Genomic DNA, 20,895 nt, shown 5'->3' with positions numbered 1-20,895 from the left:
AACTCCTCCTTGCAATTTAACGACTATTTAACGACAATATAGCTAACGATACGTTAGAAGTAAAGGGGAATGGATATGAAAATAGAGAAAATTGAACTGTTTGCGATACGTCTTCCATTAAAAGTACCATTCATCGTCAGTTATCACCGCTACGACGACATGCCGTCGGTGATCGTGAAACTGACGACCGAGTGCGGACATGTCGGTTACGGGGAGGCCGTCGCCGATGAGCACGTCACGGGCGAATCGCTCGACAGTACGATTAGCGTGATTCGCCATGTGCTCGGACCGCTCTTGATCGGGCAAAACCCGATGCAGATGGAACGGATTCATGACATGATGGACCGGACCATCCGTGATGTGCCGGCAGCGAAGGCGGCGCTCGATATCGCCTGTCATGACGTCGTCGGGAAAAAGCTTGGGCTTCCGGTGTATGACCTGCTCGGTGGTCGATATCATGAAGCCTTCCCGGTCACACACGTCTTAAGCATCGGCGAGCCGGAGGCGATGGCGACTGAGGCACGTGAACAAATCGAACAAGGGTATACGGCCGTCAAGATGAAAGTCGGCGTCGACGTCGCGTCTGACGTACGCCGCGTCGAGGCGGTCCGTCGAGCCGTCGGGCCGGACGTGCCGATTCGGGTCGACGTCAATCAGGGCTGGGTCAATGCCGCTAAGACGCTCCAGGCGATGAAGCAGCTCGAGCCATTCCATATCGATTGGGTCGAACAGCCGGTCAAGGCTGACGATTTTGAAGGCATGGTTGAAGTGAAAGGAAAGATTTCGGTCCCGCTCATGATTGACGAGGGCGTGCGGGGAGTAACCGAAATGCGTCGTCTGACGATGATGCAGGCCGCCCACAAAGTTAACATTAAACTGATGAAGTGCGGCGGTATCTACCCGGCGAAAAAACTTGTCCATATGGCCGAGATGTCGGGCATCGAATGTCAAATCGGGTCGATGGTCGAGTCGTCGGTCGCCTCGAGCGCAGGCTTCCATGTCGCTTTCTCAAGCAAAATCGTCCAAACGGTCGAATTGACAGGTCCGTTGCGTTTCGCTGAAGACATCGGTAATTTGTCATATGACCTTCCGTTCATTCGTCTCACTGAACGACCAGGGCTTGGCGTCGACGTCGACGAATCTGTGTTGATGCGTCTGGCGACCGCGACGTACGTCGTCGGAGGGACCGATCATGTGGCGCGGTAATTGTAACGGCCTCGACATTGAGGTCACCTATTTAACGATGACCGACCTGGAACAAATTGAGGCGGTTCAACGAGATGTCATGGATAGCATGACGGAAGGGAGCCATTACCAGTCCATGTCGACGGAGGAGTTCGTGAAGTTGTTGACGGACCGGACGCTCATCGGCGCATATCACGAAGGAACGTTGATCGCGTTCCGCGCGCTGCTCATCCCACCGCTCGATGAGGAGCATCTCGGCTATGATATCGGTTATCCGTCAGAGACGCTGGAGCGCATCATTTATCAAGAAGTGACGAACGTCCATCCGGACTACCGCGGCTACGGCCTGCAACAGCATCTCGGCAAACTTCTCATGAAAGAGCTGGAACACGGAAGTCGGTTCGATCTCGTCTGTGCGACCGTGGCGCCTTTCAATATCCCAAGTCTGAAGGACAAGTTCGCCCTCGGTCTTCGCATCGGTGCCCTTAAACCGAAATATGGCGGGAAGCTGCGCTACATCTTTATGAAGGAACTGCACAGCGACTGGCGACCGACCGGAGAAGTGACATGGCTCGATATGGGCGAGACGGAGCAACAAGTCACTTTGTTGAAGGCGGGTTGGTACGGAACGTCCTTGACGCGCGACGGGGAGAGCTGGCTCGTCAAATATGAACGATGAAAAATGGCCTGATCACGATGATCAGGCCATTTTACTTATTCGAGGATGAACAGGACGTCCTCGGCTAATTTCTCATACGTGCGATCGCTCGGATGGAACTGATCGGTCGCGAGGTCACGTGAGACGTCAGAGACGTAAGCGAACGGGTCAATCACATCGATGCGCTGTGCGTTTCCGAATGTGGCGGCCGAGGCGTTCCAGTCGAGAATCAATTGATTGAACGCTTCGCCGTTATCGTTCTCTTGGAACGGGTTATAAAGGGCGATATAGACGATTTGCGCCGTGTCGTTCAATCCGCGAACTTGTTCGAAGATGACATTCAAATTCGTCTTCGCATCGGTCACGACTTGTTCGATATCGACCGATTCAAAGTTATCGACGTTCTCGCCGCGGTTGAACAGGTCGTTGCCGCCGATTGTGAGCGTGATATAGCGCGCGTTCTCAATCGTCCGTCGTACTTCCGGTTGCTCGAGCTGAGCCAATAAGTCTTCCGTCCGGGCCCCGGAGATGGCCAAATTCTGTGTGCGGATGTCGTCTTCTTCGAGCGCTGCACCGACTGGTTGGACGTAGCCGGCACCTGATGTCGATCCGACGCCGCGTGTGAGGGAGTCACCTAAGGCGACGTACACGTCACCGACTGGTTCCGGTCTCGAATCTTCACTAATCGAGAGTGTGCGTTCCGGCGGATTGACGATATCTTGATAGCCGATCCATAAACCGTATAGGGCAATGCCCGTCAAGAAGACAGAGCCAATTAAAAACGTATACCATTTCCCATTTTTCATGTGATGACCTCACTTTCTATGAGACTATCATATCAAATAAGTTTGAACCTGCCCTATGTGAATGTTCGAATAGGACAGATGGGTTCGAGTCCGATAGAATGTAGGAGAGGTGAGATGATGCAACCAACATTGAAAATAGACCATTTGACAAAAGTAATCGGTAAGAAAACGATCATCGATGACATCTCGTTCGATGTGTTCCCCGGCGAAGTGTTCGGCTTCTTAGGTCCGAACGGGGCCGGTAAAACGACGACGATTCGGATGATTGTCGGATTGATTAAGCCGACGAACGGGACCGTCTCGATTTGTGGGTTCAGCGTCGAACGTCAATTCGTTCAGGCGATGAATCAAATCGGCGCCATCGTTGAGAATCCGGAACTGTACAAGTTCATGAGCGGGCGTGAGAACTTGAACGCCTTCGCGCGGATGTTGCCCGGTGTCGATGAGGCCCGGATTCAAGAAGTGATCGATCTCGTCGATTTGACGGCACGAATCGATGATAAAGTGAAGACGTACTCGCTCGGGATGCGGCAACGTCTCGGCATCGCCCAGGCCATGTTGAACAATCCCCGTGTCTTGATTCTCGATGAGCCGACGAACGGGCTCGACCCGATGGGGATTCGTGACCTTCGCCTCTTCATCCGCCGTCTCGTCGAAGAGACTGGACTGAGCGTCCTCGTCTCGAGCCACATCTTGGCCGAGATTGAACTGCTCGCGGACCGCGTCGCCATCATGTCGCGCGGGAAAATCGTCAAAGTCGGAACGGTCGACGAATTGATTCATGAATTGGCGTCGACGGTCGATGTCCACGTGGCCGACAGTTTTGAAGTCTTGCCGATTATCCGCGGATTCGAGTCGATCGACCACGCCGACGTCGTCGATGAACGGACGATTCGGGTCTCGATGAATCTAGATGATACGGCCCGCTTGAATCGCTACTTGCTCGATCGAGGTGTCGAGGTGTTCGGTCTCGAACGACGCGTCCAGACGCTCGAAGAATTGTTTATCTCATTGACCGGGGGTGACCATATTGTCTAATCCGTCAATCCTTGGCCTCATTCGGAACGAAGTCTTAAAGATTCATAAGAAACGTCGGCTTCTCGTCGTGTCGACCATTCTCATCGTACTCGTCTCGATGTTCACATATGCCAACTACCGGCAAATCGAGAAACAACGGGAAGAACAAGGGACGATCGACTGGCGTGTCGATTTACAGCAAGAAATCGTCGATACGCAAAACCGGCTCGCCTCGGCGAACGTTCAAGACGAGTTCCGTCAAATTTTGGAGTTCCAGGTCCAACAGAATCAATATTACTTAGATAATGATATCAACCCGAACTATCCTGGGGCGCCGACGTTCATGCGTGTCTTCTTCTCGCAAGGGACGACGCTCGTGCTCCCACTCTTTATCATCGTCCTGATGGCCGATATCGTCAGCGGGGAGCATAATGACGGTACAATCAAGACACTGTTGTCCCGTCCGGTCCGGCGCTTTAAAATCTTGCTCGCCAAATGGATGACGACGCTCTTATATACGTCGATTCTCATCTTTATCACGGCGTTCGTCAGTTATGCCATCTCCGGCATTGTGCTCGGCTGGGACGGATGGACCGCCCCGATCTTGACAGGTTTCCAAGCCTCGTCGACGGGGACGTTCTCGACCGACTTCGTCCATACGCTGCCGATGTGGCAATACTTGCTCATGTCGGTCGGCTTATCCTGGTTCGTCGTCGCTGCCGTTGGGACGATTGCGCTCATGATCTCGGTCATCGTCAAGAACACGGCGACCGGGATTGGGATTATGATGGCCGTCCTCATTTCAGGACCGTTGCTCACATCGCTCGGGTCGAATTGGGACAGCTCGAAATATTTGGTCAACGTCAACTTCGGTCTTCATACCTATCTTGAAGGCCAGGCCCCACCGATTGATGGGATGACGTTGCCGTTCTCGCTCATCGTCATATTCGTCTGGTCGCTCGCCGCGCTCGCGTATGCGTTCTACCACTTCACTCAAAAAGATGTCTATTGATCATCGGCGTCACCTTCCACGGTGACGCTTTTTTTATTATGGCTGATTCGACTAATCAAGACGCTGAGCTAGTCCAAATGTCTTAATAATTTGAATTGTCAAAATAATTAAAAAGTTGGATACCTTAAATGTGGGAAACTATGTAAAGTAGGAGACACCACATAAGGAGGGAAACACATATGAAAAAAGTTTTATCGACATCACTCATCGCAGGTGTCTTGCTCGTGCCACAACTCGTCGGCGCGGCGGAACTCAAGTCGGGCACGTTGACGAAACCATCGAATGAGGCTCCGACGACAATCGTCAAAGAGTATGCGAAAGCGAAAGGCGAATTCAAAACGCTCGAATCGAAGCGTGACAAAGTCGGACAAGTCGTCAAATTACAACAGACGGTTGACGGTGTACCGGTCTTCGGTGGGATCGTCGTCGGTGTCGTCGATAATGATGGCCAATTGAAAACGGTCGTCGATGACACGAAACAACTCAAAGGATTACATAAATCAATCAAACTGAATGAACAAAAAGCGGTCGCTCGTTATAAAGAGCTTGTCGGCCACAAAGGTGCATACGAGCTTGAGCCGGCAGCGGAACTTGTCGTCTATCCGAACGGGGAAGAAGCAGTCTATGCGTATGAAGTGACCGGAACGATTCTTGATGCGGATGAGCCGTCACGCTGGACGTACTTCATCGATGCGGCAAGTGGGAACGTATTGAACAAGTACAACCAATTGGCACACGCCAAACCGACGAACGGTGTCACAGGTACGACGTATACGGGCACGGGAATCGACGTCCTTGGTCAGAGCCAAACGTTCAAGACGACGAAGAGCGGTTCATATTACTATCTCCAAGACTCGACACGTGGCAAAGGCATCTACACATATGATGCGAAAAACCGGACGACGCTTCCAGGTTCACTTTGGGCCGATGTCGATAACGTGTTGAATACGACATACGACCGGGCTGCGGTCAGCGCCCATGTCAACGCGACGAAGACGTACGACTTCTTCAAGAATACTTATGGACGCAACAGTTACGATAACAACGGCGCGGCCCTCAACTCGACGGTCCACTATAGCCGTAGCTATAACAACGCGTTCTGGGACGGCAGCAAGATGGTGTATGGTGATGGGGACGGGCAAACGTTCACATACCTCTCTGGCGCCCTTGACGTCGTCGCGCATGAATTGTCACACGCGGTCACCGAATATACGGCCGGTTTGATCTATCAAAATGAATCAGGTGCCATCAACGAGGCGGTATCGGATATCTTCGGTACGGTCGCGGAATATAGTGTCGGCTCGAACTTCGACTGGTTGGTCGGGGAAGACATCTACACGCCGGGCGTGGCAGGGGACGGTCTCCGCTCGATGTCGAATCCGGCAGCATATGGTGACCCGGATCACTACTCGGTCCGTTACACAGGGACGCAAGACAACGGGGGCGTTCATATCAACTCAGGAATCGTCAACAAGGCGGCTTACCTCTTGGCAGCCGGCGGTTCACACTACGGCGTATCGGTTCAAGGCATCGGCGTCATGGAGATGGGGGACATCTACTACCGTGCCCTTACCGTCTACTTGACACCGACTTCAAACTTCTCAAGCTTACGTCAAGCGGTCGTTCAATCGGCAAAAGACTTGCACGGTGCGACGAGCACACAAGCGGTCGCTGCGGCCAAATCGTTCGACGCGGTCGGCATCTACTAAGTTCAAACGAATCCTTTTCGCTTCGGCGGAAAGGATTTTTTGTGTGCCGCTATTTTTAATCGAAACAGGGTAAATATGAGATGTTCTTAGAATTTAATTGAGTCAAGGAGGATATATGGACATTCAATCTTTTCGCATTGACCATAACAACGGGATTCGCCTGAGCGATTTCCCCACCACGATACAAGATCGTCCGTCCGATGAGACATTACAGAATGAATTGATCCCCAAGAGCGTCGAACGATTGAAAGAGTTGCATTGGAAGCTTTACGCGGAGTCGAAGAAAGGAGTCGTCGTCGTCTTGCAGGCACTCGATGCCGGGGGCAAAGATGAGGCGATCAGTTATATCTTCTCGAACTTGAACGCGCAAGGGCTGAAGACGAACGCGTTCCAAAAACCGTCGGACACGGAAAAGAAACACGATTACTTATGGCGAATGCATGACCTCATGCCGGAACGAGGCCAAGTCGGTATCTTGAACCGGTCGCACTATGAAGAAGTGATTGCCCCGCGGGTTCATGACCTGCTCGGAGAAGAGGTCATCCCGGACGAGGAAGACAAAGAGTCGGTATGGAAAATGCGCTATCGACAGATCAACGATTTCGAGCAATACTTGAACGAGAACGGATTCACGGTCATTAAATTTTTCTTCAATGTGTCAAAAAAAGTTCAACGCGACCGCCTGCTCGAACGATTGAAAGACCCAAGCAAGAATTGGGAGTTCTCGTTCAGCGACGTCGAGGAACGAAAGCATTGGGACGATTACCAGGCCATTTTTGAGGATATGTTGTCGAACACGGCGACGGAGCGCTCCCCATGGTATGTGCTACCGGCAGATGATAATTGGTACGCCCGTTATATCGTCTCGACGGTCATGATTGATGTCCTAGAGAAGATTGATCCCCAATTTCCAACTTTCTCAGAAGGTGAACAGGAACGAATCGATGAAGCTATTGCGACGCTCGAAAACGAGTAACGTTTGTCGAGTCCGTGACCGTCCATTTCTCCGCTTGCACTGAAAGCGAATTCACGTTACAGTGGACGTATATAAAATTAGACGTCAGACATCTGTACGAAGGAGCAATGAGTGTGGGGAATATTAGTTTATTATTTGGTGGCGTGGCACTGTTCATTAACAGCCTCGTCTTATTCGGGAAAGTGGACGTCAAGAGTGCGGGTGTATTCAGTCTGTTTACCGGTCTATTGCAGACGTTCATCGCGACGTGGCTCGTCGTTGGAGCGAGTTCAGCGGAGATGTTTGGGTTTGCAAGCATCTACTTGTTCGCCTTCACGTATTTATACGTCGGTGTGACATTCTTGTTCGACCTCGATGGGCGGGGGGTTGGTTGGTTCTCACTCTTCGTCTCGATTTCAGCCGTTTTCTATGCGTTGATCGGATTCTCGACGGGCGATATGATGGGAGCGGGCACGTGGTTGTTTTGGGCGTTCTTATGGGGGCTCTTCTTTATGGGCATGGGCCTCGGTCGCCAAATTGACGGGTTGACGGCCCGGGTCGCATTCGTCCTTGCTTGGTTGACGTTGATCATTCCAGCACTGTTCGGTCTCGCCAACTTGATGACACCGCTCTATAATGTCATGTGGTGGGCCGCTAGTGGTACGTCGATTCTTTATTTCGGATTGACGATGTGGCGCCAGCGCCGATTTCTCGAAGTGACACAATGAACGATGCTCATCGTGAGCGTCGTTTTTTTACGCATTCAATTGTGTCTAAAATGTGAAAAGTGGGAATGAGGTACGTAAAGGAGGCGACCACGGATGAGTGATGGCTTAATTTTACTGATGGGATTATTATTATGCGGATGGATGCTGTTTGCGGTCGTGTTTGATGATACAATTAAGAGAAGAATTTAACGGACCGTTTCCTTTTTGGAACGGTCTTTCGTTTGAGGAGTGACAAGGATGGAACAAACACCAGTCATCGTCCTCGTCGGACCGACCGCTGTCGGGAAGACGAAGACAGGGATTGAGCTCGCCAAAGCGTTCAACGGCGAAATCGTATCGGGCGATTCGGTCCAAGTGTACCGAGGGATGGATATCGGTTCGGCGAAAGTGACGGTCGAGGAAGCGGAAGGAATCCCGCATCATTTGATTGATATTTGTGACCCGGACGAGGCGATGAGCGTCGCCAAATTTCAAACGTTGGCCCGGGCGGCGATCGATGATATCTACGCGCGCGGGAAATTGCCGATTTTAGTCGGCGGGACCGGCCTGTATATCCGATCGATTTTATATGACTATGAGTTCACGGAGCGACCGGTCGACAACGCTTTGCGCGAGTCGCTCGAGTTAGAGGCGGAGGCGAATGGCCCCGAGGCGCTGCATGCCCGCCTGCGGTCGCTCGACCCAAAACGGGCCGAGAGCATTCATCCGAATAACGTCCGCCGTGTCATCCGAGCCCTCGAAGTCGCACTGCAAGGGGACGCTCAGGCGATGGATAGCCTTCCATCCCAGCATTACGCCTACAAATTGTTCGTGTTGCATGCCGACCGGGACGTGCTCTATGAGCGCATCAACCTTCGTGTCAACTTGATGCTCGAAGCAGGTCTCATCGAGGAAGTCGAGCGCTTGCTCGCGGCCGGTTACCGAGACACGCAAGCGATGCGCGCCATCGGCTACAAGGAAGTCGTTCCATATATCGAAGGATTGATGACACGGGAACAGATGACCGAGATGCTCAAACAGCACACGCGCAAGTTCGCAAAACGTCAATTAACCTGGTTCCGTCATCAATTTGATGGGATTTGGGTCGATATGGGACGAAAATCATTTGAACTATCGTATCAAAATATTTATGATGAAGTTGAGGAGTTTTTTCGAAAATTCCGATTATTTGAAAGAGACATAGACTAGGGGGAATGCAACATGAAAGCTAGCTATAACATCCAAGACCATTTTTTAAATCAATTACGCAAAGAAATGGTGCCGACGACCGTCTTTTTAGTCAGCGGATTTCAAATTCGGGGAGTCATCAAATCGTTTGACAACTTCACGGTCATCGTCGAATCAGAAGGGCGCCAACAGTTGATTTATAAACATGCGATTTCAACGTTCTCACCAGCGCGGAACGTCACGTTGTTCGAACCAGAAGCGGTCGAAGTGACAGAAGGATAATTGAAGTCATAAGAAAGAGCGGCCCGGGGACCGCTCTTTTTTTATGCCGTTTTGACGTTCGGATCGAGATCGAGTGCTTCGATCACACGATGGATGGCGCAACCGCCGAGCAGCGAGTCGAGCTGGTCACAGAGCTTTGTCGGTGCCGACCGATACAAGTGGGTATATGTCCGTTTCCATGACCGTTCGGCCGACTGGATGCGTACGAGCAGGTCGGCATGACCGAGTTCTTTCAGTTTATCGATATTCATCCGGTTCGTTCGGGCGAATGCCGATAAAACGACGGCCTTAGCGAGCGGTGTTTGAATCGGATAACCGGCGACGACCAGAACGGCCATCGCTCCTTTCATCTCGTGCTCGATGACCGAGTCGACGAGTTGGTCTGGCGTATATGGGTTTCCGGCATGCCCCGAGACCGCCGTGACGAGTTCGTGATGCGAGACCGGACAAGTCGATGCCTGTAAAATACTGCCGATTGTCGAGTGCGTAGTGGCGTAACGTGTCGCTTCCCCTGTTGCGATCAACCGTTCGTACGTATCTACCAATGAAATCATGTGAGTTCCCCCTTTATCTAGCTACCTTTATCGTAACAATTATAGAAAGCGCTTTCAATATGATTTAGGAAACTTCATGACCTATAACGAAAGTATGTTCGCCTCGAAGCGTAAAACACGATACAATGGGCAAAGAGAAGAAGGAGGGCATTGTACATGAACTATTACCAACAGATTGATCCGATAGCGGAGAGCGGCTTCGACCGGACCCGGTTTCAACTTCCGGCCGTCGAAAAAGCGTCGACACGGTTATCCGATCTTACAGACGGGACGCCGGTCCAGACGAAAGCGCTCGTCAGTACGGTCGAAGTACGCGAGGGTAAGTCCGGCGCGAAGTGGTTGCAACTGAATTTGACGACATCAAGCGGACTCATCCGTGCGAAGCAGTGGTTGCATGGCAACGAAGACCAGTTATTGCCGATTTACGAGTCAGGTGTCATCGAGCTCGAAGGGAAAATCGATGTCTATCCGAAACCGGACGGCGCCAAGTCGATTACCATCGACCGGGCCAAACCGATTGCCCGGGACGAAGCGGTGTCGCTTTTGCCAGGTCTCCCGGGGGACGAGACGATGGAGCAATACGCCGACGAACTGTTCGCGATTCTGTCGACGCTCTCGCCTGACTATCAAGCGATCGCGATGTCACTCCTCGACCGCTATTGGGACGATTTCGTCCTTGCACCGGCCGCGCTGTACCATCATCACAACTATGTCGGTGGCTTATTAAAGCACACGGTCTGCATGCTTCGACTCGGCTATCGCATCCAAGAACAAGATGACCATTTGGCGATGGCGTTCCGGGTCATCAAAGAGGCCGAGCAGTTGCATAAAGTAGATGTATGGAATACGATGAACGGTGTAAAAGTTGAACAGGCGTTCCGAGGCACGTTCGAGTCGCTCTATGCGGCCTGTGAGGCCATCGCTGAGTTAAAAGAGCCGCTTCGTTGGGACGAGCTCGCGCTCGGGATTTTATTCCATGATATCGGCAAGCTGTTCGAATACAGCCATTTGCTGTCGTCTCCGAAACGGTTCGAGCAACTGTTCTCGGTCAATGGCATGAGTGAGACGACCGGAATCTCGATCAATCCGATGGGGAGCTTGATTGGACATATGCCGTACGGCGGACTGTTGTTCGAGAAGAGTCAACAAGCAGCAAGCGTCACGTTGCCGCTCGACGCCCATCACCGGATTTGGCATATGATTTTATCCCACCACGGCAAGCGCGAGTGGGGCTCGAGCGTGTTACCGGTCACGACAGAAGCGTGGATGCTTCATTTGATTGACTTGCTGGATGCGCGCTATGAGAAATGGGCGCGGGTCCACGAAAATTTATAAGGTGAGGTGCAGTACATGATTCCCGTGCAATTGGTGACCGGTTTTTTAGGCGCCGGAAAAACGACCTATATGAATCGCTTGCTAGAAGCGACAGACGAGCGGCTGCTCGTCATCGTCAACGAGCTCGGATCGGTCAATATCGACGAACAGTTGATCGTCAAGATGGACCAAGAGCAGATCGAGTTGTCGAACGGTTGCATCTGTTGCTCGATTCAAAGCGATTTGAGCAAGACGTTCTATCAGCTTGCATCGAAGGACACGTTCGACCGAATCGTCATCGAGACGACTGGTGTCGCCGATCCGGCACCGATCATTCAGACGATTTATTACGATGATTATTTACGGACACGGTTCAAGCTGACGGCGATTTTGACGGTCGTCGATGCCAGTCAAATGGACCGTGAGTTGTTTATAGAAGGAATCCATCAAATCGCCTATGCGGATGTGATTCTGATGAACAAAGTCGACCTCGTCGATGACGTCACGCTCGAACAAGCGCATGAGCGGATTAAAGCGCTAAATCCGACCGTTCGGGTCATCGAGACGGTCCAGACAGTCGGGGACTATGATTTGACGGAAAATACGTTCCAGCTTTCACGCGTCGACGAGCAACTCCTCGGGCAACTGACGGCCGGTCATACGTCCGTCTCTTCACTGCGGGCCGTCACGCTCACAACGGACGTGCCGCTCAAACGGGAACGCGTCACTCAATACGTGCGCGAGGTGCTCATGCACTATGAAGATGATGTCTATCGTTTGAAGGCGATCGTCCGATTGGACGGAGAAGCGTCGAAATTCGTCGTCCAAGCGACGAATCAACTGATGGGGGCGACGTTCGCCAACGAACCGAGCGACGACTCGCGCTCCGTCTTCGTCTGGATTGGGAAGAATCTCGACCGAGACGCGCTCGCGCGCGGATTACAAGCTTGTGAGGTGAATACATGATGAAATTGATGTTAGTCGACGGGTTTAACCTCCTGTCGCGCTATTATTTTGCCACAGAGCGTCGGCGGGCGCTCGATCCCGATGTGACGGTGAAAGGTCTGCTCCGTAAAGTTGATGGGTGGACGAACGATTTTACGCATATCGCTTTCTTTTGGGACGGACCACGCGAGACGACGCATCGTTACGCTTTGTTTCCGGACTATAAAGCGACTCGCACCGGCTTACCGGAACCGTTGTTCCACGATTACGTCAAGTTGCGGGCAGCGTTGAGCGAGCGCGGGATTTTTCAGTCCGAACTCGCCGGTTACGAGGCCGATGATTTGATCGGGGCCGTCGCGACCGCCTTCCCGGGCGAATCATATATGTATTCGTCTGACCGCGATTTGCATCAGCTACTTTCCCCGAACGTGTTTCAAATCGTCCCGAAAAAAGGGGAAGAAATGATGATGAACCAGGACGTGTTCGAGACGACTTATGGAATACGACCCGGCCAGTTCGTCGATGTGAAGGCGCTCCAAGGTGATGCCTCGGACAATATTCCAGGCGTCCGCGGCATCGGACCAAAGACGGCGACGATTCTTGTTCAGTCATACGACACGGTCGAAGCGTTATATGACATTTTGAGGCAAGAAGCGCTTCAAGAGGCGCATCGGAAATTTGCGAAGAAGCTCGACGGGCAAGAAGAAGTGGCGCTCCTGTCGAAACGTCTCTCGCTCATCGATATCCATGCACCGATTGAGACCGATTGGGAGGCGTATCGCTTTGGTACACATTTATTTTGATGCGGCGACGAACCAAGAGCTAGGTGAGAACGGTCTTGGTGTCTGGGTCAAGGCGACCGACGGCACGGTGTCCACGTACATCGCCAAACGCGTTGGGCTGACGAGCGTTCAAGCCGAACTCGCCGCGCTCGCGTTCGCCCTCGAACAAGCGCACGAGCTGACGGGCGAATCGACGTTTATGTTCTATTCAGACGCCGAGACGGTCGTACGAGCGCTCGAGCAGCGGTTCTTAAAAGACCAATCGGTGCGTCCTTTGTTCGTCCAGGCGCTGACGCTTTATGACGAATTGCCGAACAAGTTCATCAAATGGATTCCGCGGGTAGAGAATCGGGCCCATGACGTGGCGAAACATGCATTGATAACAGGATGAGAGTCGGGCTTTGGCCCGACTTTTTGTCAATTGCAGGGGAATGATTTCTTTTTTGCAAAAGTTTCGCTAAAATGAAAGCGTAGTCAAAAAAAGAGGGGGAATTTTCATGGAATATCGGATCGAACGGGACACGATGGGGGAAATCAACGTTCCAGCTTCAGCCAAATGGGGAGCCCAAACACAGCGCAGTCTAGAGAACTTTAAAATCGGGACGGAAAAGATGCCGCTCGAGGTCGTACATGCTTTTGCGATTTTGAAAAAAGGTGCCGCACTCGCTAACGCCGAGCTCGGTGTATTGGAGCAAGCGAAAGCCGACGTCATCGCCGAAGTCGCCGATGAGATTGTCGCCGGAAAACATGACGCCGAGTTTCCGCTCGTCGTCTGGCAGACGGGTTCAGGGACACAGTCGAACATGAACGTGAACGAAGTCATCGCCCACTTGGCGAATGATAAGTTAAAAGAGCGTGGTCAAACGCTGACGATTCACCCGAATGACGACGTCAATAAGTCCCAAAGCTCGAACGACACGTATCCGACGGCGATGCATATCGCAGCCATCCTTGCGGTCGAGGACCATGTGTTGCCGTCAATCGAGGCGCTCCACGCGACGCTCGCGAAAAAAGCCGAGTCATTCATGGACATCGTCAAGATTGGTCGGACGCACTTGCAAGACGCGACGCCGGTCACGCTCGGTCAAGAAATCAGCGGCTGGGTCCGCATGCTCGAGCTCTCGAAACAGATGATCGAGCGCACGCTCGAACCGTTGACAGAGCTCGCCCTTGGCGGGACGGCGGTCGGGACGGGCATCAACGCTCATCCCCAGTTCGGCGAAGTCGTGGCCGAGAAAATCTCGCAAGAGACCGGCAAACGTTTCATAACGGCCGTCAACAAGTTCCATGCGCTCACGAGCCACGATCAGCTCGTGTTCACCCATGGTGCCTTGAAAGCACTCGCCATGGATGCGATGAAAATCGCCAACGACGTCCGTTGGCTCGCGTCAGGTCCGCGTGCCGGCATCGGCGAGATTTTGATTCCAGAGAACGAGCCTGGTAGCTCGATCATGCCTGGGAAAGTCAATCCGACGCAGAGTGAGGCGTTGACGATGGTCGCGGCCCAAGTGCTCGGTAATGATGCGACGATCGGATTCGGGGCGAGCCAAGGAAACTTCGAGTTGAACGTGTTCAAACCGGTCATCATGTATAACTTCCTCCAGACGTGCCGCCTGTTGACGGACAGTCTGCATTCGTTCGACGTGCATTGCGCCATCGGGATCGAACCAGACTTGGACGTGATCGCGCACAACGTCGAGCGTTCGCTCATGCTCGTGACAGCGCTCAACCCGCACATCGGTTATGAGAATGCGGCCAAAATCGCGAAGCTCGCCCATAAAAACGGGACGTCGTTGAAAGAAGCGGCGCTCGAGACCGGACTCTTGACGGAAGAGCAGTTCGACGAGTGGATTCGACCAGAAGAGATGACATCTCCTAACCTAAAAGTTGGAAAATAAGGAAAGAGCGGTCTTTGACCGCTCTTTTTCATGAGGTAATGAGTCATAAGGACTATCTTACTGTCAAACAATAGGCGGAAAATGAGGAAATAGTTGTATTTTCGGGGATGAAGTCGCATAATCATAGACATAAGCATAGATCGGGGAGAACGAAACTGGGGGGGTCGGGAATGAAGCAACAGCAACTCACAGATCGTATACATACTATCTTGGCGCAAATCACGAGCGCGAGACAGATTCAAACAACAGAGATCGAGTTTTTATTAGATTGGATGAAGCAAGAAGTGAAGCATCGTCGCTTGATGCACTTGCTTGAGATTTTCAGTCGTGTCGAGTCTGACGTGCGTGAATTGCCACCGGTCTTGACGCAAGCCGAGGCCATGGCTTTGATCGCCCCAGTGAAACGTTATATCCACACCGTCCTAGGCATCGAACAAGAAGACGAAGATCTCGTCCTCATTTTATCAAACAGTTTCTCAACGTTCAGCCGCTATAAACCGCGTGTCGAAAAACTCGGGGCACGTCCAGTCTTCTTACAGACGTTAGAAGAGGCCGTCGAATATGATTATGAAGATGTCCCGAAAGCTATCATCATGGATGTCGAACTGTGGGCCCGCTTCCCGGAGCGGGCGATTCAATCATTCGTCAGTAAGATGAAGAAACTGTACGTACCGCTCATCGTGATCGGAACGAATGAACATTATCGCTTGGCCGCTTATTCTTACGGCTTCGATGACTATTGGGAAGAGTGGATACCGATGGAAGAGCGGCTCGTTCGCCTCGGACATCACATCGAGAAGGCCCGGCTCGTCTCGAACGCGCTGCTCGTCGACGAATTGACGGGCGCCTTTAACCGTAAATATTTGAAAGCGACATTCAGCCGCTTCATGTCCCGACTTGAGCGTTCCGGTGAGAGCTTCACGCTCGCCCTGCTCGACATCGACCATTTCAAGCAGCTGAATGATACGTTCGGTCATGCCTACGGGGATGACGTGTTACATCGCGTCGCCGAGGAGATTCGCTTAGCGATTCGCTCGAGTGATGAGTTGATTCGTTACGGCGGGGAAGAATTTCTCATTATCCTCAACGTGTCAGAGCGTCACGTTGTCGATGCGGTGCTTGAACGGGTCCGCAGTCGCATCGAGGAGATGACATTTACATATGAACATCACGTTACCGTATCGATCGGTTATACTCGTGTCTGTCAGACCGGGATGACGCTCGGCGAATGGTGTGCCTATGCCGATGAGGCGCTCTACAAGGCGAAGCGCGATGGACGCAATCGAATCATCCGCTACTCGTCAGCTGTCCGCGAGGAGAAAAGGCTCGCTTACGTGACAATGAGTCCTGAGAAGTACGCTTTGCTCGCCGAGCGCTTACCGAAGCAACACCGACGTTACGAAGTCATCTATCGTCCGTATGATCATTATGCTTGTAACGATCATATGGAAATGTTCATCCTTGATGACTCGGGGACGAGTGAGACGAAAGGGACGCTCTCGGCCGTCAAAGAGCAACGCGGCAAGTACAGCCATATTTTGGCTGTGTCAAAACGAACCGCGCTCGAACTTGGGACGCTGTACGACGACTTGGCCGAACGGGACCATCATGACGCCATCACTGAAAAGATTGAGCAATGGCTCGAGAAATTACCAGACTAAAAAAAGGGACGTCGACTCAGTCGATGTCCCTTTTGTCATATTGACGGAAAGTGAAGCTATAGGCATGCCGTTCGTCGGCCGGGTGGAACTGTTCGTCCGTCACGGTGAGCCCGTCCGGCAGGGCTGGATAATACGTGTCCGCCTCGAACGTACCGTCGACTTCAGTGACATAAAACCGGTCCGTCATCGAGAGCGTCTGCTCATAGAGCGTCGCGCCACCGATGATATAAAGGTCTGTCGTCTCGGTGTTAAGCGATCCGAGGTCGTGCCAGACGTCGACGCCTTCAGCCGAGAAGGTGCGGTCCGACGTGACGACGATATTACGACGGTTCGGAAGTGGTCGACCAATCGATTCGAACGTCTTTCGTCCCATGACGACCGTCTGACCCGTCGTGACAGCTTTGAACTGTTTCAAGTCATCGGGCAGGCGCCACAACAAGGCGTTATCTTTCCCGATTTCCCGATTGCTCCCGATTGCGACGACGTGGATGATCATACGCTCACTTCTCCTTTAATGTGTGGATGAGGGTCATAGCCGACGATCTCGAAGTCTTCAAACCGGAAGTCCTCGATGGATGATACGTCACGCAAAATGTTCAATGTCGGGAGCGGTCGTGTCTCACGCGTCAATTGCAGCTTCACTTGTTCGAGGTGATTATGATAAATGTGGGCGTCGCCGAGCGTATGGACGAAGTCTCCGACTTCAAGCCCGGTCACATGGGCGACCATATGAGTGAGCAAGGCGTAAGACGCGATATTGAACGGGACACCGAGGAACGTGTCAGCGCTTCGTTGATAGAGCTGGCACGACAATTTGCCGTCCGCGACGTAAAACTGGAACATGAGATGGCACGGCGGCAACGCCATGTCTTCAAGTTGCCCTGGATTCCAGGCCGAGACGATGAGTCGGCGCGAGTCAGGGTTCGTTTTGATTTGCTCGATTACTTGCGCGAGCTGGTCGACAGTCGTGCCGTCTGGTTTCGGAAACGAGCGCCACTGCGCCCCGTAGACAGGACCGAGATTACCGTCCTCGTCGGCCCACTCGTTCCAAATGCGGACCCCGTTGTCTTGAAGGTATTTGACGTTCGTGTTGCCGGTGATGAACCAGAGCAGTTCATGGATGATGGAACGCGTATGTAATTTCTTCGTCGTGATCAGGGGGAACCCGTCCTGAAGGTTGAAACGCATCTGGTAGCCGAACACACTCGTCGTCCCGGTCCCGGTGCGGTCTTCTTTGACGACCCCGTGCTCGAGGATATGGGTGCATAAATCATGGTATTGTTTCATGTGGGAAGTCCCCTTTCTCGTTCAAAAATTTACAAAAAGACGCACTCATTATAACACAATATATTGACGACATAACGTTTCGATTTCTATATACAGAATTTGCAAGCGATAATTATCTCGGATTTAACATGAAACCATTTCGTAATGGGAGGGACTAATCTGTATGGAAAGATGTGGTCTCAGATAGCTTCGTTATGTTTCGATTCGCATACAAATAAACGTCTCCGAAGATATCGACTTGATCACCTTGAACACGAAGTGCACAATCTTTGTTCGACAAATAGATGGGTAATTCTTCGGATAAGAGGGCGAGCTCTTGCTTGACGATGTGCATGTGATGTTCGAGATCGAAGTGGGAGAGCACCGAAAAATCGTTGAGGGCCACGCCCTGGAAAACCGTTGGGGTTGAAACCTCATAACCCATGTATGGCGAGCATAACCAAGACAAAGACATATTGATTGCGCCTGCACTAGCGCCTATGACGATGGCGTCGCTTTGTTGAATCGATTGGATTAGGTCATATTCATGTATGAACTGATTTTGCTTGACGGTGTCCCCACCTAACAAGAAGATCATCGAAGCTACTTTAAGAAGATGTTTTGCATTAGTTCGGTCCGTTTCATAATTGATTACGTGATAGTCGTTGAACAAGATGCCGGCTTCCTGTAACCACGATAGCTCGATAACACCATTTTCCGCATTTGAGGCAGGGTCCGAGCTGATCATTACGAGGGACTGCCGATTTGTCACGTCTCGTGACAAGGCATCTGCCAAATGAGTTGGGAAAAAATCCTTGAACCATCCAAGATAGTAGCACGTCTTCATAGTGAGCCTCCTTCGTATGAAAGTTCTTTCAATAAATTGATTAGAATCAATCTCATTGTAACCGAACTGGTTGAAATTTTTTCCATAAATAATATGTGATTGTTTATAATAAAGAAGACAAACGAGTCTACCTTGTCATGTTGATTGATGAACGTTCAAAAGGAGGATTATCGTGAAGAAGCAATCATTAATTTTCATATTATCCGTATGCTTACTGAGCCTTGGCCTAATCGGAAATCTTGTTTTTGAAACGATGGGCTTTTTCTTAAATCCAACCATTCATGTGATCAGCATCCCAATCGCATCCACTGAAGGGTACTTCATCCATGGACTTATCGCCCTTGCCATTACTTTTCTTGGGTTATTTCTGCTTCCTTTCGCATTGAATCGTAACAAAGTAAAAATCACTTCCGTTTTTCTGTTGGCGGTCATTCTTATTCCTCAGCTTGTTTGATGAAAAACTCATTCCAGGAACCAGATGACTTTTCCATCTGGTTTTATTTTATTGAGACGGTGAATTCATTAGTAACTACTGCACGTCTTAAGAGGAGGGTTACGATGAAAGCAGTGATTTGTACCGGATATGGGCCACCTGACGTGTTACAGCTCCGAGAGGTCGACAAGCCTGTGCCAAAATCGGATGAGTTGTTGATCAAAGTTCACACCTCTGCCGTCCATTCCGGCGACCGTCGATTACGGGCTCTTGATGTACCGGCTCTAGGTAAGCTCCCGATGCGAGTCATCGTCGGTTTCAAGGCGCCGCGCCAACCGATTCTTGGTGTCGTTTTGGCAGGGGAGATCGTCGAGACGGGTAGTCGCGTTGAAGACTTCAAGGTCGGTGACCGTGTCTATGCGCTGACCGGGATGCGGTTCGGCGGCTATGCCGAATATGCGTGTGTCAAAGCGAATAAATGTATCGAACGTATGCCGACAAACGCTAGTTTTATCGAAGCGGCCAGCTTGCCGTTTGGTGGGACGACAGCCCTTCATTTTTTGCGCAAAGTAAACATCGAACAAGCGAAGACCATCTTGATTTACGGAGCCTCCGGAGCAGTCGGTTCGATGGCCGTTCAAATCGCGAAATATTACGGGGCTCACGTAACGGCAGTCTGTCGGGAGCGGAACTTCGAACTCGTCAAAAGTCTCGGCGCGGATATCGTGATTGACTACACCATAGACGGCTACGACGAGAAACTGACCACATACGACACCGTATTCGATGCGGCTGGGAACATCGATAAGCGTTTGGCCCGGAAGCATGTCGCCGAACACGGGAAATTCAGTTCTGTCGCCGGACAAGGACCTGCGAGTGAACGGAAAGAGGATCTAACTTTCTTGAAAGAGCTGTTTGAAGCCGGGCAGTTAAAGGCTGTCATCGATTCGGTCTATCCGCTCGAGGACATCGTCGCGGCGCATCGATACGTTGATGCCGGAGGAAAGGCTGGGAATGTGATCATGACCGTGGCACAAGCAAATTGATTCAAGTTAAGCGACGTGCGTTTCGTCAATCGTCCCTGTTTTCGCCACGTGTCTTATAGGGTATACTTGTGAAAGACAAATAAAGGGAGGGATTCGATGCAATTACAAGGTAAGAATGTCCTGCAAATCGTCAGTGACGACTTTGAAGACTTAGAATTATGGTATCCGGTCCATCGGTTACGCGAGGAAGGCGCAAACGTCATCCTCGCCGGCGAGAAGGCGGATCACGCCTATATCGGTAAGTACGGCGTTCCAGCCAAATCGGACATCGCGTTCGATGACGTCGACATCTCATCATACGACGCTATCCTCGTCCCAGGTGGCTGGTCACCAGACTTGTTGCGCCGATTCGATTCAGTGAAAGGGTTCGTCCGCTATATGCATGACGAGAAGCGGCCGATCGGTCAAATCTGTCACGCTGGCTGGGTATTGATTTCAGCGAAGATTCTTGATGGTGTCAACGTCACGAGCACACCGGGCATTAAAGATGATATGGAAAACGCGGGTGCGGTTTGGCACGATGAGCCGGTCGTCGTCGACGGTCATATCGTCTCGAGCCGCCGTCCGCCTGACCTGCCTGACTATATGCGGGAATTCATCAAAGTCATGGCCAAGAACTGAAAATAGAAT

At 51.6% G+C, this 20,895-nt stretch carries 23 protein-coding genes; 18 read left to right on the top strand and 5 right to left on the bottom strand.

Annotated features, from left to right (window positions below):
- Positions 1–75: 75 nt before the first annotated feature.
- Together NMQ00_RS08650 and NMQ00_RS08645 are read left to right on the top strand one after the other, a co-directional pair.
- Positions 76–1,206: a mandelate racemase/muconate lactonizing enzyme family protein gene (locus NMQ00_RS08650; RefSeq protein ID WP_255176376.1), complete on the top strand. Its 1,131-nt coding sequence runs from the start codon at positions 76–78 to the stop codon at positions 1,204–1,206.
- Positions 1,193–1,864: a GNAT family N-acetyltransferase gene (locus NMQ00_RS08645; RefSeq protein ID WP_255176375.1), complete on the top strand. Its 672-nt coding sequence runs from the start codon at positions 1,193–1,195 to the stop codon at positions 1,862–1,864. The genes NMQ00_RS08650 and NMQ00_RS08645 overlap by 14 nt, the downstream gene beginning before the upstream one ends.
- A gap of 35 nt (positions 1,865–1,899) precedes the next feature.
- Here the strand turns inward: NMQ00_RS08645 and NMQ00_RS08640 are convergent, their stop codons facing one another.
- The gene (locus NMQ00_RS08640) at positions 1,900–2,649 is read right to left on the bottom strand and encodes a GDSL-type esterase/lipase family protein (RefSeq protein WP_255176374.1); all 750 of its coding nucleotides are present in this window, start codon (positions 2,647–2,649) and stop codon (positions 1,900–1,902) included.
- A 117-nt stretch (positions 2,650–2,766) separates the two neighbouring features.
- On the opposite strand from NMQ00_RS08640, the gene NMQ00_RS08635 reads away from it, so the two are divergent.
- The 7 genes from NMQ00_RS08635 to hfq all read left to right on the top strand — a co-directional run bounded on the left by NMQ00_RS08635 (position 2,767) and on the right by hfq (position 9,519).
- Positions 2,767–3,687 (top strand): ABC transporter ATP-binding protein, encoded by a 921-nt coding sequence (locus tag NMQ00_RS08635; protein WP_255178701.1) that lies wholly within the window; start codon positions 2,767–2,769, stop codon positions 3,685–3,687.
- Positions 3,680–4,678, top strand: a complete 999-nt coding sequence (locus NMQ00_RS08630; protein WP_255176373.1) for an ABC transporter permease — start codon at positions 3,680–3,682, stop codon at positions 4,676–4,678. Before NMQ00_RS08635 ends, NMQ00_RS08630 begins: the two co-directional genes overlap by 8 nt.
- 179 nt (positions 4,679–4,857) lie before the next feature.
- A complete protein-coding gene (locus tag NMQ00_RS08625) occupies positions 4,858–6,387 on the top strand; it encodes a M4 family metallopeptidase (protein WP_255176372.1) in 1,530 nt (509 codons plus the stop codon).
- Between the two features lie 115 nt (positions 6,388–6,502).
- A complete protein-coding gene (locus NMQ00_RS08620; protein WP_255176371.1) occupies positions 6,503–7,363 on the top strand; it encodes a PPK2 family polyphosphate kinase in 861 nt (286 codons plus the stop codon).
- 113 nt (positions 7,364–7,476) lie between these two features.
- Positions 7,477–8,070, top strand: a complete 594-nt coding sequence (locus NMQ00_RS08615) for an AmiS/UreI family transporter (protein WP_441294605.1) — start codon at positions 7,477–7,479, stop codon at positions 8,068–8,070.
- 237 nt (positions 8,071–8,307) lie between these two features.
- Positions 8,308–9,258 carry a tRNA (adenosine(37)-N6)-dimethylallyltransferase MiaA gene (gene miaA / locus NMQ00_RS08610; protein ID WP_255176369.1) on the top strand — a complete coding sequence of 317 codons (951 nt, stop codon included), beginning with the start codon at positions 8,308–8,310 and terminating at the stop codon, positions 9,256–9,258.
- A 12-nt stretch (positions 9,259–9,270) separates the two neighbouring features.
- Positions 9,271–9,519, top strand: coding sequence for an RNA chaperone Hfq (hfq, locus tag NMQ00_RS08605; RefSeq protein WP_021067304.1), 249 nt, complete (start codon positions 9,271–9,273; stop codon positions 9,517–9,519).
- Positions 9,520–9,560: 41 nt separating this feature from the next.
- Here the strand turns inward: hfq and NMQ00_RS08600 are convergent, their stop codons facing one another.
- The gene (locus tag NMQ00_RS08600; protein WP_255176368.1) at positions 9,561–10,073 is read right to left on the bottom strand and encodes a hypothetical protein; all 513 of its coding nucleotides are present in this window, start codon (positions 10,071–10,073) and stop codon (positions 9,561–9,563) included.
- Positions 10,074–10,229: 156 nt separating this feature from the next.
- On the opposite strand from NMQ00_RS08600, the gene NMQ00_RS08595 reads away from it, so the two are divergent.
- The 6 genes from NMQ00_RS08595 to NMQ00_RS08570 all read left to right on the top strand — a co-directional run bounded on the left by NMQ00_RS08595 (position 10,230) and on the right by NMQ00_RS08570 (position 16,673).
- A complete protein-coding gene (locus tag NMQ00_RS08595) occupies positions 10,230–11,408 on the top strand; it encodes a DNA-binding protein (protein ID WP_255176367.1) in 1,179 nt (392 codons plus the stop codon).
- Between the two features lie 15 nt (positions 11,409–11,423).
- Positions 11,424–12,353, top strand: a complete 930-nt coding sequence (locus NMQ00_RS08590; protein WP_255178700.1) for a CobW family GTP-binding protein — start codon at positions 11,424–11,426, stop codon at positions 12,351–12,353.
- Positions 12,353–13,135 carry a 5'-3' exonuclease gene (locus tag NMQ00_RS08585; protein ID WP_255176366.1) on the top strand — a complete coding sequence of 261 codons (783 nt, stop codon included), beginning with the start codon at positions 12,353–12,355 and terminating at the stop codon, positions 13,133–13,135. Before NMQ00_RS08590 ends, NMQ00_RS08585 begins: the two co-directional genes overlap by 1 nt.
- A complete protein-coding gene (locus NMQ00_RS08580; protein WP_255176365.1) occupies positions 13,116–13,505 on the top strand; it encodes a reverse transcriptase-like protein in 390 nt (129 codons plus the stop codon). The genes NMQ00_RS08585 and NMQ00_RS08580 overlap by 20 nt, the downstream gene beginning before the upstream one ends.
- Positions 13,506–13,611: 106 nt before the next feature.
- Positions 13,612–15,012 carry a class II fumarate hydratase gene (fumC, locus tag NMQ00_RS08575; RefSeq protein WP_255176364.1) on the top strand — a complete coding sequence of 467 codons (1,401 nt, stop codon included), beginning with the start codon at positions 13,612–13,614 and terminating at the stop codon, positions 15,010–15,012.
- 170 nt (positions 15,013–15,182) lie between these two features.
- The gene (locus NMQ00_RS08570) at positions 15,183–16,673 is read left to right on the top strand and encodes a GGDEF domain-containing protein (protein WP_255176363.1); all 1,491 of its coding nucleotides are present in this window, start codon (positions 15,183–15,185) and stop codon (positions 16,671–16,673) included.
- A 16-nt stretch (positions 16,674–16,689) separates the two neighbouring features.
- On the opposite strand, the gene NMQ00_RS08565 is transcribed toward NMQ00_RS08570, so the two are convergent.
- The 3 genes from NMQ00_RS08565 to NMQ00_RS08555 all read right to left on the bottom strand — a co-directional run bounded on the left by NMQ00_RS08565 (position 16,690) and on the right by NMQ00_RS08555 (position 18,786).
- Complete coding sequence (locus NMQ00_RS08565; RefSeq protein WP_255176362.1) at positions 16,690–17,169, bottom strand: dihydrofolate reductase; 480 nt, start codon at positions 17,167–17,169, stop codon at positions 16,690–16,692.
- A complete protein-coding gene (locus NMQ00_RS08560; RefSeq protein ID WP_255176361.1) occupies positions 17,166–17,960 on the bottom strand; it encodes a thymidylate synthase in 795 nt (264 codons plus the stop codon). The genes NMQ00_RS08565 and NMQ00_RS08560 overlap by 4 nt, the downstream gene beginning before the upstream one ends.
- 154 nt (positions 17,961–18,114) lie before the next feature.
- Entirely contained in the window at positions 18,115–18,786 is a 672-nt protein-coding gene (locus NMQ00_RS08555; protein ID WP_255176360.1) for a Type 1 glutamine amidotransferase-like domain-containing protein, read from the bottom strand.
- A gap of 172 nt (positions 18,787–18,958) precedes the next feature.
- Here NMQ00_RS08555 and NMQ00_RS08550 point away from each other — a divergent pair, with 172 nt between their 5' ends.
- The 3 genes from NMQ00_RS08550 to NMQ00_RS08540 all read left to right on the top strand — a co-directional run bounded on the left by NMQ00_RS08550 (position 18,959) and on the right by NMQ00_RS08540 (position 20,886).
- Positions 18,959–19,240 (top strand): hypothetical protein, encoded by a 282-nt coding sequence (locus tag NMQ00_RS08550; protein ID WP_255176359.1) that lies wholly within the window; start codon positions 18,959–18,961, stop codon positions 19,238–19,240.
- Between the two features lie 104 nt (positions 19,241–19,344).
- A complete protein-coding gene (locus NMQ00_RS08545; protein ID WP_255176358.1) occupies positions 19,345–20,265 on the top strand; it encodes an NAD(P)-dependent alcohol dehydrogenase in 921 nt (306 codons plus the stop codon).
- Between the two features lie 96 nt (positions 20,266–20,361).
- Complete coding sequence (locus tag NMQ00_RS08540) at positions 20,362–20,886, top strand: type 1 glutamine amidotransferase domain-containing protein (RefSeq protein WP_255176357.1); 525 nt, start codon at positions 20,362–20,364, stop codon at positions 20,884–20,886.
- Positions 20,887–20,895 lie beyond the last annotated feature (9 nt).

It is taken from the genome of Exiguobacterium aurantiacum, from assembly GCF_024362205.1.
Classification (GTDB): Bacteria; Bacillota; Bacilli; order Exiguobacteriales; family Exiguobacteriaceae; genus Exiguobacterium; species Exiguobacterium aurantiacum_B.
The sequence above is the reverse complement of the archived record's forward strand: the minus strand, read 5'-3'. Positions and strand labels throughout refer to the sequence as shown.

Bases quoted from the DNA above. Each gene is read 5' to 3' on its own strand.
- NMQ00_RS08560 (WP_255176361.1), bottom strand. From the start codon at position 17,960: ATGAAACAATACCATGATTTATGCACCCATATCCTCGAGCACGGGGTC.
- NMQ00_RS08540 (WP_255176357.1), top strand. From the start codon at position 20,362: ATGCAATTACAAGGTAAGAATGTCCTGCAAATCGTCAGTGACGACTTT.
- NMQ00_RS08595 (WP_255176367.1), top strand. From the start codon at position 10,230: ATGAACTATTACCAACAGATTGATCCGATAGCGGAGAGCGGCTTCGAC.
- NMQ00_RS08600 (WP_255176368.1), bottom strand. From the start codon at position 10,073: ATGATTTCATTGGTAGATACGTACGAACGGTTGATCGCAACAGGGGAA.
- NMQ00_RS08570 (WP_255176363.1), top strand. From the start codon at position 15,183: ATGAAGCAACAGCAACTCACAGATCGTATACATACTATCTTGGCGCAA.
- miaA (WP_255176369.1), top strand. From the start codon at position 8,308: ATGGAACAAACACCAGTCATCGTCCTCGTCGGACCGACCGCTGTCGGG.
- NMQ00_RS08635 (WP_255178701.1), top strand. From the start codon at position 2,767: ATGCAACCAACATTGAAAATAGACCATTTGACAAAAGTAATCGGTAAG.
- NMQ00_RS08590 (WP_255178700.1), top strand. From the start codon at position 11,424: ATGATTCCCGTGCAATTGGTGACCGGTTTTTTAGGCGCCGGAAAAACG.
- hfq (WP_021067304.1), top strand. From the start codon at position 9,271: ATGAAAGCTAGCTATAACATCCAAGACCATTTTTTAAATCAATTACGC.
- NMQ00_RS08565 (WP_255176362.1), bottom strand. From the start codon at position 17,169: ATGATCATCCACGTCGTCGCAATCGGGAGCAATCGGGAAATCGGGAAA.
- fumC (WP_255176364.1), top strand. From the start codon at position 13,612: ATGGAATATCGGATCGAACGGGACACGATGGGGGAAATCAACGTTCCA.
- NMQ00_RS08625 (WP_255176372.1), top strand. From the start codon at position 4,858: ATGAAAAAAGTTTTATCGACATCACTCATCGCAGGTGTCTTGCTCGTG.
- NMQ00_RS08650 (WP_255176376.1), top strand. From the start codon at position 76: ATGAAAATAGAGAAAATTGAACTGTTTGCGATACGTCTTCCATTAAAA.
- NMQ00_RS08645 (WP_255176375.1), top strand. From the start codon at position 1,193: ATGTGGCGCGGTAATTGTAACGGCCTCGACATTGAGGTCACCTATTTA.
- NMQ00_RS08640 (WP_255176374.1), bottom strand. From the start codon at position 2,649: ATGAAAAATGGGAAATGGTATACGTTTTTAATTGGCTCTGTCTTCTTG.
- NMQ00_RS08555 (WP_255176360.1), bottom strand. From the start codon at position 18,786: ATGAAGACGTGCTACTATCTTGGATGGTTCAAGGATTTTTTCCCAACT.
- NMQ00_RS08620 (WP_255176371.1), top strand. From the start codon at position 6,503: ATGGACATTCAATCTTTTCGCATTGACCATAACAACGGGATTCGCCTG.
- NMQ00_RS08545 (WP_255176358.1), top strand. From the start codon at position 19,345: ATGAAAGCAGTGATTTGTACCGGATATGGGCCACCTGACGTGTTACAG.
- NMQ00_RS08585 (WP_255176366.1), top strand. From the start codon at position 12,353: ATGAAATTGATGTTAGTCGACGGGTTTAACCTCCTGTCGCGCTATTAT.